7 protein-coding genes and 1 pseudogene are annotated in these 9,001 nt (G+C 61.7%); 4 read left to right on the forward strand and 4 right to left on the reverse strand.

The features are described from left to right. Positions 1–128: 128 nt before the first annotated feature. Positions 129–584: a hypothetical protein gene (locus tag ACYVDE_RS08920; protein WP_460501141.1), complete on the reverse strand. Its 456-nt coding sequence runs from the start codon at positions 582–584 to the stop codon at positions 129–131. A gap of 328 nt (positions 585–912) precedes the next feature. Here ACYVDE_RS08920 and ACYVDE_RS08925 point away from each other — a divergent pair, with 328 nt between their 5' ends. The 3 genes from ACYVDE_RS08925 to ACYVDE_RS08935 all read left to right on the forward strand — a co-directional run bounded on the left by ACYVDE_RS08925 (position 913) and on the right by ACYVDE_RS08935 (position 4,116). Beyond that, positions 913–1,905, forward strand: coding sequence for an aldo/keto reductase (locus tag ACYVDE_RS08925; protein WP_460501142.1), 993 nt, complete (start codon positions 913–915; stop codon positions 1,903–1,905). A 167-nt stretch (positions 1,906–2,072) separates the two neighbouring features. Then, positions 2,073–3,518 carry an MFS transporter gene (locus ACYVDE_RS08930; protein WP_460501143.1) on the forward strand — a complete coding sequence of 482 codons (1,446 nt, stop codon included), beginning with the start codon at positions 2,073–2,075 and terminating at the stop codon, positions 3,516–3,518. Between the two features lie 76 nt (positions 3,519–3,594). Next, a complete protein-coding gene (locus ACYVDE_RS08935; RefSeq protein WP_460501144.1) occupies positions 3,595–4,116 on the forward strand; it encodes a DinB family protein in 522 nt (173 codons plus the stop codon). A gap of 88 nt (positions 4,117–4,204) precedes the next feature. On the opposite strand, the gene ACYVDE_RS08940 is transcribed toward ACYVDE_RS08935, so the two are convergent. Together ACYVDE_RS08940 and ACYVDE_RS08945 are read right to left on the reverse strand one after the other, a co-directional pair. Further along, positions 4,205–5,872 (reverse strand): amidohydrolase, encoded by a 1,668-nt coding sequence (locus ACYVDE_RS08940; protein ID WP_460501145.1) that lies wholly within the window; start codon positions 5,870–5,872, stop codon positions 4,205–4,207. Positions 5,873–5,976: 104 nt separating this feature from the next. Next, complete coding sequence (locus ACYVDE_RS08945; protein ID WP_460501146.1) at positions 5,977–6,747, reverse strand: AMP nucleosidase; 771 nt, start codon at positions 6,745–6,747, stop codon at positions 5,977–5,979. Positions 6,748–6,868: 121 nt separating this feature from the next. Between ACYVDE_RS08945 and ACYVDE_RS08950 the strand changes: the two genes are divergently transcribed. Then, the gene (locus ACYVDE_RS08950) at positions 6,869–7,333 is read left to right on the forward strand and encodes a type I restriction enzyme HsdR N-terminal domain-containing protein (RefSeq protein WP_460501147.1); all 465 of its coding nucleotides are present in this window, start codon (positions 6,869–6,871) and stop codon (positions 7,331–7,333) included. 15 nt (positions 7,334–7,348) lie between these two features. Here the strand turns inward: ACYVDE_RS08950 and ACYVDE_RS08955 are convergent. Then, positions 7,349–9,001 (reverse strand): annotated as a pseudogene (locus ACYVDE_RS08955) (hypothetical protein); the annotation flags it as partial.

Raw genomic sequence — 9,001 nt, forward strand, 5'->3', positions numbered from 1 at the left:
GGCGGATGTCGCGCTCGCCCAGAATGGGCAGCCGGGCGGCTTCCTTGGGTTTCTCGGTGCAGGCGGTGGTGAGCAGCGTGCCGGCTAAGGCTGGCAGCAGCAACAGGCGTTTCAGCATGGGGCGGGGGTTATTTGGCGGCAGGGGTGGGCAAGTCGCCGGCAGCCGGGTGGGCGGCCTGGAACTTCACGGCCGAATCGAGGGAAGAGCGGAACAGGCGGCGCACCACGGCGAGCTGCTGCTGCTGCTGCTGCATGTAGGCGAGGCGGGCTTCTGGCGTGGCCGTGCTGTCGGGCGCTTTGTACTGGTGCATCCAGGCCATCATGGCGTTATCGGCGGCGGTGAGGCCGTGGATGTAGGGCGCGGGCGCCTCGGAGTGATAGCCCGAGAGCTTGGCTTTGCGGGCCATCAGCTCGTCGGTCTGGAACATCAACGAGTCGTGGGTGGCCATCAGGGCCATTTCGGCGGCGCTGGCCGGCGAGGGGGCTCCGCCTTCATTGATAGGCTTGTTGGGCGAGGAGCAAGCGGCCAGCAGCAGGAAAGGCGCGGCGGCGGCGCAAACGGCATTTTTCAGAGTGCTTTTCACGGGGTAAAGGTACGGTGGGGCGGGGCAGCGGAAAGGCGTGACGGCGGCGCGGATGGTTGGAGCGGGAGGGAGGAGAAGTGTGGCGGCAGGGAGGAGAGTTGTGGCAGGAGGGAGGAGAGTTGTGGCGGCAGCGCAGAAAAATCGGCCAAATCAAAAGGCTGGGATAACCGGTTTGCTATCCTGAGCGTAGCGAAGGACCTTCTCACGGCGGTATTTGTTGTTTACTGCAAACAGTTCAGGCGTGAGAAGGTCCTTCGCTCTGCTCAGGATGACAGATTTTGACCTGCTCATTCCACTACTTCACTCACCCACCAAACCACCAACGCATATGAAAACCCGCCAATTGGGCCGCTCCGGCCTCACCGTATCGGCCCTGGGCCTGGGCTGCATGGGCATGTCCGACTTCTACGCCGGGCAGGACGACGCCGAAAGCACCCGTACCCTGCACCGCGCCCTCGACCTGGGCGTGACCTTCTTCGACACCGCCGACATGTACGGCCCCTACAAAAACGAAGAGCTGGTGGGCCGCGCCCTCAAAGGCCGGCGCGATGGCGTGGTGCTGGCCACCAAGTTCGGCATTCAGCGCGACCCCAACGACCCCACCAAGCGCGGCATCAACGGCCGGCCCGAGTACGTGAAAGCCGCCTGCGAGGGCAGCCTCAAGCGCCTCGGCACCGACCACATCGACCTCTACTACCAGCACCGCGTCGACCCGAACACGCCCATCGAGGAAACCGTGGGGGCCATGAGCCGGCTCGTGGAGGAAGGCAAAGTGCGCTTCCTGGGGCTGAGCGAGGCCGCGCCGGCTACCGTGCGCCGGGCCGTGGCGGTGCATCCCATCGCGGCGCTGCAAACCGAGTATTCGCTCTGGAGCCGCGAGCCGGAAGACGAGATTCTGCCCACCATCCGGGAGCTGGGGGTGGGCTTCGTGCCGTATTCGCCGCTGGGCCGGGGCTTCCTCACGGGCCAGATTAAGCGCTTCGAAGACCTGGCCGAGGACGACTACCGCCGCCACACGCCCCGCTTCCAGGGCGAGAACTTCCAGAAAAACCTCGACCTCGTGGCCCGTATTCAGGATTTGGCGAAGCAGAAGCACTGCACCGCCAGCCAGCTGGCCCTGGCCTGGGTGCTGGCCCAAGGCGACGACGTGGTGCCCATTCCCGGTACCAAGCGCGTGCAGTACCTTGAAGAAAACCTTGGCGCGCTGGAAGTGGAATTGACCAAGGACGAGCTGGCCCAACTCGACGAAATCGCACCGAAGGGCAAGGCGGCAGCCGGCCTGCGCTACCCGGCGGCCATGATGGGCTCGGTGAACGGATAACGGTTGGGTTGTTATGAATTGCTATGAAGGCCCGCCGGAACCCGGCGGGCCTGTTTGGTAAAAGCCCAATGCGCCTAGCAGCAGGTAAACAACGCCCCCGCCCAACCCCAACCGTAAAAACCCGTTACCTTGCCCGGCGCAACCCTTCACATTCCCTGCGCCCGCTTATGAGCCCAACACCGACGCAACCTGCCGCCGCCGCCGGCGCGGTCGAAAAAGACAACAAGCGCATCACCACAGGCTGGACGTTCTATGACTGGGCCAACTCGGTGTACCCGCTGGTGATTACCAGCTCGATTTTCCCGATTTACTGGGGCTCAATGGTGAAGGCCGTAACGCACACCGACAGCGGCAAAACCCCCGTCGACTTCCTCGGGATGCACATTCCGGGCACGTCACTGCAGAATTACTCGGTATCGGCTGCCTTCCTCATTATCGCTCTCATCAGCCCACTACTCACGTCGCTGGCCGACTTCTCGGGCCGCAAAAAACTGTTTTTGCAAATATTCTGCTATATCGGGGCCTTTAGCTGCGCCGGTCTGTATTTTTTCGAGCCCAGCACATTTACCATCAGCGTGTTTGTATTCATTATGGCTACGGTAGGTTTTTCCGGCTCGATTGTCTTTTACAATTCCTATCTGCCTGATATTTCCTCCGAAGAGAAGTTCGATTCATTATCAGCCCGGGGATTTTCAATGGGCTACATTGGCTCGGTGCTGCTGCTAGTACTGTGCTTATTAATCATTAAGGGGCCTACCCTCTCGGGAACACCCATGTTTGGGCTCGACGAGGGCCATGCCACGCGTTTAAGTTTCCTGCTCACGGGCATCTGGTGGGCAGGCTTCGCCCAGATTCCCTTTTTCACCCTGCCTGCCGATTCCGGCCGTGCGCCGGGTGCTGTTTCCGAATCGGGCTGGCTGCTTAACGGCTTCCGCGAGTTGGGCAAGGTGTGGGAAGAAACCAAGAAACAGCCCAATCTCAAGCGCTTTCTGCTGGCCTACTTCACCTACAACATGGGCGTGCAAACGGTGATGTATGTGGCCACTCTGTTTGGAGATGAAGAATTGCATTTGGAAACCACGGCGCTTATTACCACCATTCTGCTGTTGCAAATCGTCGGTATTCTGGGTGCTTGGATGTTTGCTAAAATTTCTGAGCGCATCGGCAATACGCGAGCGCTGAGTTGGGCGGTGTTTATTTGGATGTTGATATGCATCGCCGGCTATTTTGTAAAGGCCGGCTGGTCGTTCTACTTACTGGCTTCAGTTATCGGTCTCACCATGGGCGCGGTACAAAGCCTGTCGCGTTCCACGTACTCCAAAATTATTCCCGAAAACACTCCCAACTCGGCTGCCTACTTCAGCTTTTTTGATGTGACTGAGAAGCTTGGTATTGTTATCGGCCTTATCACCTTCGGGGGCATTTCGCAGCTCACCGGCGGCAATATGCGCTACAGCATCCTCGCCCTGATTGTGTTCTTCATTCTGGGCCTGATTTTCCTGCTCCAGCTGCGTGGCAAGAAGTTGCGCGAAGACTCGCTGGGCCCGGTAGCGGTGCCCGGCCCGCCGCCCGCCGCGGCCGCCGCCGAAATGGGCGCGCCGATGGCCCGGTAAAGTATTTTGGTCGCCCGTGCGCCTTCGTGTACGGGCTCACTCTATTTACATCACCCCACCCCAACCTATACTGCTCATGCAACCCGAAACCGCCGCCCCCACGCTGCAAACCGCCCTCAGCCAGGAGCTGAAGCAGGAACTTGCCCTCACCCGCCGCCTGCTCGAGCGGGTGCCTACCGACAAATTCGACTGGCAGCCCCACCCCAAAAGCATGAAGCTGGGCACCTTGGCTTCGCACATGGCCAACCTCGTGGGTTTTCTACAGATATCGCTGCAGGGCCCCGAAACCGACATGGCCACGGTGCAGTTTCCGCCCTCGCCCACCGAAACCGATGAGGTACTGCGCCGTTTTGATATTAACGCCGAGAACATCCACAAGGCCCTCGCCGATGTCGACGATGCTACATTCCGGGACATGTGGACCATGCGCCGCGGCGAACAAGTATTCATGAAAATGCCGCGCACGGCCGTGGCCCGGGTGCTGGTGCTCAACCACCTCATTCATCACCGCGGCCAGATGAGCGTGTACCTGCGCCTGCTCGATATTCCGGTGCCCGCCATCTACGGCGGCTCGGCTGACGAAGCCCCGCAGCGTTAGCAGGGGCTCTCAAATAGCCCGATGAGAACGAAAGCCCCGGCACTGCGCAGTGCCGGGGCTTTCTATTGTTGCCCGCAATAATAGATTGTTATTTGCCGCCAAACACCCGCTCGCCTCCAATCCAGGTTTGCAGCACTTTGGCGCCGCGCAGGTTTTCCTTCGGCGCGGTCATCAAATCGGTGTCCAGCACCACGAAATCGGCGAGCATGCCGGGCTTAATCTGGCCCTTGCGCTTCTCCTCGAAGGCGGCGTGGGCGGCCCAGGTGGTCATGCCGCGCAGCGCCTGCTCGCGGGTAATGGCGTTTTCCATCTGAAAGCCGGTGGCGGGAAAGTTCTTGGCATCCTGCCGGGCCACGGCCGAGTGGAAGCCGAACAGCGGGTTAATATCCTCCACCGGAAAGTCGGAGCCCAGCGCCAGCTGGCCGTACTGCTTCAGCAATTCTTTATAAGCATAAGCCGTTTTCAGGCGCTCAGCACCCAGCCGCTCGCCGGCCCAGTACATATCCGAAGTGGCGTGCGTAGGCTGCACCGAGGGCACGATGCCGAACTGCCCGAACTTGGGCATGTCGGCCGGGGTAATGACTTGAGCGTGCTCGATGCGCCAGCGGCGGTCCTTCTGGCCCTTCAACGCCTCGCCGTAGATGTTGAGGATGATGCGATTGGCGGAATCGCCAATGGCGTGGGTGTTCATCTGGAATTTCGAGGCGGCCAGCTCTTTCGCCAGGTCGCGGAACTGCTTTTCGGTCGAAAGCAGGAAGCCGGTTTCCTTCGGTTTATCGGCGTACGGCTTCACCAGGCAGGCCCCGCGCGAACCCAGCGCCCCATCAGCGTATACTTTGAAGGAGCTGACGGTAAGCTGGTCGGTCAGCACCGGGCCGTTTTTGAGGTAGTAGGCGCGGTTTTCTGCCGTGGGCGTGAGCATGACGTAGAGGCGTAGCTTCAGCTTCTGTTGCTGCTGCAGGGCAGCCATCTGGTCGATGTTGGCCTTATCGAGGCCAGCGTCGGCGAGGCTGGTGAGGCCCACGGCCACGCAGTTTTGCTGGGCCTGCAGCAACAGCGGGGCCGCTTCGGCGGGGGAGGGGTCAGGAATTTTGCTGCTCACGAGGCGCGTGGCGTTATCCACGAGCAGGCCGGTGAGGTGGCCCTGCGCATCGCGCCCAATGACGCCGCCGCTGATGGGCGTGCGGGCCGTAATGCCCGCCACGTCCAGCGCCTTCTGGTTTACGAGGGCGGCGTGGCCGTCCACGCGGGTGATGAGCACGGGCACGTCCGGGAACAGCAGGTCGAGCGTGTCTTTGGTTGGGAACTGCTTGCTGGGCCAATCGTTCTGGTCCCAGCCGCGCCCGGTGAGCCAGGCCGCCTGCGGGTACTTCTTCCGGTTTTCCTGCAGCTGCTGAATCACTTCTTTCCACGAGTTCGTGCCCACCAGGTCAGCACTCGGTAGCGCCAGCGCGTAGCGGTAGAAGTGGCAGTGCGCGTCGTAAAAACCGGGGTAAATGAACTTGCCGCCCGCGTCCACTTCCTGCGCCGCCTGGTACTTCGCCTTCAGCTCCGCCGCCGGCCCCACGGCCACGAATTTGCCATCCTTCACCGCGAAAGCCTCGGCCTTGCTGAACGTCGAATCGACGGTGTACACCGTGGCGTTGGTCACGAGCACATCCACGGCCTCGCGCCGGGCCCCGCAGCTGCCGAGCAGCCCAAGCGCCAGCAGCGGCGCGGCGAGTTTAGAGAAGGTGGAAGGGAAGAAGTGGAACATATGCGAGGGTTGAGCCGGGAAATGCTGGTAAGAAAGAATAAAAAAGAACGTCATGCTTCGACTTCGCTCAGCATGACGTTCCGGAGTTGTTCAAAATAGCCGGGCTATTCGAAGCGCAGGTGCTTCACCGACTCGCCCGAGAACTGCAATTCCTGCAGCGACTCGATGCCGATTTGCAGGTGGCGCTTCACAAATTCGGCGGTTACTTTCGAGTCCGATTCCGAGGTTTTCACGCCTTCGGGCGTCATCGGGTTATCGCTCACCAGCAGCAGGGCGCCGTGCGGAATCTCGTTGGCGAAGCCCACTACGAAAATCGTGGCCGTTTCCATGTCCACGGCCAGGGCGCGCACGCGGCGCAGGTAGTCTTTGAAGTCGGCATCGTGTTCCCACACGCGGCGGTTGGTGGTGTACACGGTGCCGGTGTAGTAGTCGAGCTCGTGCTTCTTAATCATCGACGACACGGCACGCTGCAGGCGGAACGAGGGCAGGGCCGGAATTTCCTTGGGCAGGTAGTCGTCGGAAGTACCGTCGCCGCGAATGGCCGCGATGGGCAGCACGAGGTCGCCGAGCTTGGTCTTTTTCAGGCCGCCGCATTTGCCCAGAAATAGCGCCGCTTTGGGCTTTATGGCCGAGAGCAAATCCATCACCGTGGCTGCCATCGGCGAGCCCATGCCGAAGTTGATAATGGTGATGCCGTTGGCCGTGGCGGTTTGCATCGGCTTGTCTTTGCCGCGCACTTCAGTATCAAACTGCTCAGCAAACATATACACGTAGTTGCTGAAGTTGGTGAGCAGGATGTACTGGCCAAATTCTTCCAGTGCCACGCCGGTATAGCGTGGCAGCCAGTTGTTTACAATTTCTTCTTTGGTCTTCATAAAAGGTGTGTTGAGTGGCGGGATGGCTAAGTTCGGGAGTGAGAAAAGGGTATGCGTGTGGGAGTCACTTAGCCACTCAGTTGCTCAGTCACTCCGTACCAGACCCCTACCTTTGGAGGTGATGCAAGCCCTGGACCTGCCGCCTTTCGAGGCCAAACTTACGAAATCGGCCACAAATCAGCCCCTTATCTGGGATATTCTTCGGCGCAAGCACGTGGTGCTCACGCCCGAGGAGTGGGTACGGCAGCACGTGGTGCATTATCTGATAACCGACCTGGGCTACCCGCGTGGCCTGCTGGCCCTCGAGCGCGGCCTGCGCTACAACCAGCGCCAGAAGCGCACCGACCTGCTGGCCCTCGACCCGGCAGGACAGCCCCTGCTGCTGGTAGAGTGCAAGGCGCCGTCGGTGCCTATCACGCAGGAAGTGGCGCGCCAGGCCACCACCTACAATCAGACCATTGGCGCGCCGCTGCTGCTGCTCACCAACGGGCTGGTGCACTACTGCTGGCGCGTCGATTTTGCAGCGCGCACCAACCAGCGGCTGGCCGATATTCCGGCCTTTAGCGAGGCAGTGCGGGGGGCATAGTGCGTCGGGGAGGCGCTAGCGGCCGGGGCGAACCTCCAGCGTAGCGGTGCCCCGAAGCGCAGTTCCTTGCGGGCTTACGCCTTCGGCGACGGCCCGAAAGGTGCCGGTAGCATCGGAGGCGAAAAACTGAAGTTGCGCCTGGCCACTTGCGTCGGTGCCGACGGCCGGGACCCAGTATAGCGTCGTATGACGCGGGTCGGGCTGGCCGGCGGGCGTGGCGGTATCATAGCGCGGAGCGTAAAACTCCCGGGCCTGGTAATAGCCGGGTACCTGCAGCGAAAGCGCCCCGGCCCGGGCAGCGGAAAAAGAACTGCTGGGGTCGACTTGCTCCACCAGATTGTTTTGCCGCGAGTACGCTGCGATAACGCCGCCGTAGGCTAAGGTGCCGAATAGAGTGGCTGCGTTTTGGTTCAGAACATCAATCGTCTGAAGCGAGTTGGCCGGCAAATCGGCAAATATTTCGCTCGAAATGATGTTGCCATCGAGTAAAAACAGTGGTTCGACCGCCCCACCCACGCCCGAATGCGTGCTGCCATTGGTGTCACTATAATGCTTCTGGATGGTCACTGCCTGGCGGATATTAATTTTCTTGCCGGTGACCACTACGCCGGCTACCCGACCTCGCAGATACTCCATGGCCGTGCGCGAGTCGGCTTGCCTCACTTCGTTGCCAAGTTGTAGCACCGTAGCCGTACCGGTGGTGTAGGGCCGGTCAATATTGTCGGCGGGGGCCAATGGCCTGCTGCCGCGCACGTGCACGCCACCCAGCTGCACCGGCCGGCCAGCCTGCAGCTGAATGCGCTTCTCGATGGCCTGGCGTTGCTGGCTGCGCTGCAGGTAATCGGTCTGCTCTGCCAGCGACGTAGCTGCGAGGCCGGCCCAGGCGGTGCTCATCGGGGGCGGCCCCAGCACGCGAATGCGCAGGTTTTGCTCGTGTCGGCCGGGCTGCACCCGCAGCATCACGTGGGCCGTATCGCGCCCGTCGAGGCCGCGAAACAGGAAGCGGCCGTTGGCATCGGTCAGCATCTGGGCCTCGCGGTTGGGGTTCGACTGCAGGTAAGCCACCGCATGAGCCGCCGCTGGCTGGCCGTTGGCCGCCAGCACCTGGCCCGTCACGCGTAGGCCCTGCTCCAAGGCAAACTCGCGCCCCGGCTGCTGGCCGGCCAGCACTTCCTTCCACACAAAGCGCCGCCAGCCCTGCGTAAGCAGCAGGCTATTGAGCGCCTGGCGAATTTCAGGTGTTTGGGGTTCCTGGAAATAGTAGCCGGGGGCCTCAACGGGCCCGGCCAGGTCGGAGGTGAGGAGCAGGTGCGAGAGTATGGTGGGGCTATTGTCCGGGGCCGGGCCGGCCGTAGTCACCGCCACCGAAAATCGGCCCTGCACGGGTTTGCCAGCTGCATCGCTGGCTTGCAGATGCAGGCGCACGGCTTCGCGGGGGGCATAAGCCGATTTGTCGGGGGTGAGGGCCAAGTGCACCCCCGGCGGATTGGGCACGAATACCAGCCGCTCGCATTGGGCCGTGCCGGCTTCGTCGAACAGCGTGAGGTGGGCCACGCCCGGCGGGAAGGCTGCTTTCGGCAGCTTTGCAACCACGGCGGCCGTGTTGTTGAACGGCGCCTGCGCGGCATACACCACCTGGCCGCGCACTTGCGCCAGCAGCAGCGCGGG

The sequence above is a fragment of the Hymenobacter agri genome (assembly GCF_054778495.1).

What these genes read in the sequence shown, in the direction of transcription:
- ACYVDE_RS08950 (WP_460501147.1), top strand. Translation starts at nt 6,869, where the DNA reads ATGCAAGCCCTGGACCTGCCGCCTTTCGAGGCCAAACTTACGAAATCG.
- ACYVDE_RS08945 (WP_460501146.1), bottom strand. Translation starts at nt 6,747, where the DNA reads ATGAAGACCAAAGAAGAAATTGTAAACAACTGGCTGCCACGCTATACC.
- ACYVDE_RS08930 (WP_460501143.1), top strand. Translation starts at nt 2,073, where the DNA reads ATGAGCCCAACACCGACGCAACCTGCCGCCGCCGCCGGCGCGGTCGAA.
- ACYVDE_RS08940 (WP_460501145.1), bottom strand. Translation starts at nt 5,872, where the DNA reads ATGTTCCACTTCTTCCCTTCCACCTTCTCTAAACTCGCCGCGCCGCTG.
- ACYVDE_RS08925 (WP_460501142.1), top strand. Translation starts at nt 913, where the DNA reads ATGAAAACCCGCCAATTGGGCCGCTCCGGCCTCACCGTATCGGCCCTG.
- ACYVDE_RS08935 (WP_460501144.1), top strand. Translation starts at nt 3,595, where the DNA reads ATGCAACCCGAAACCGCCGCCCCCACGCTGCAAACCGCCCTCAGCCAG.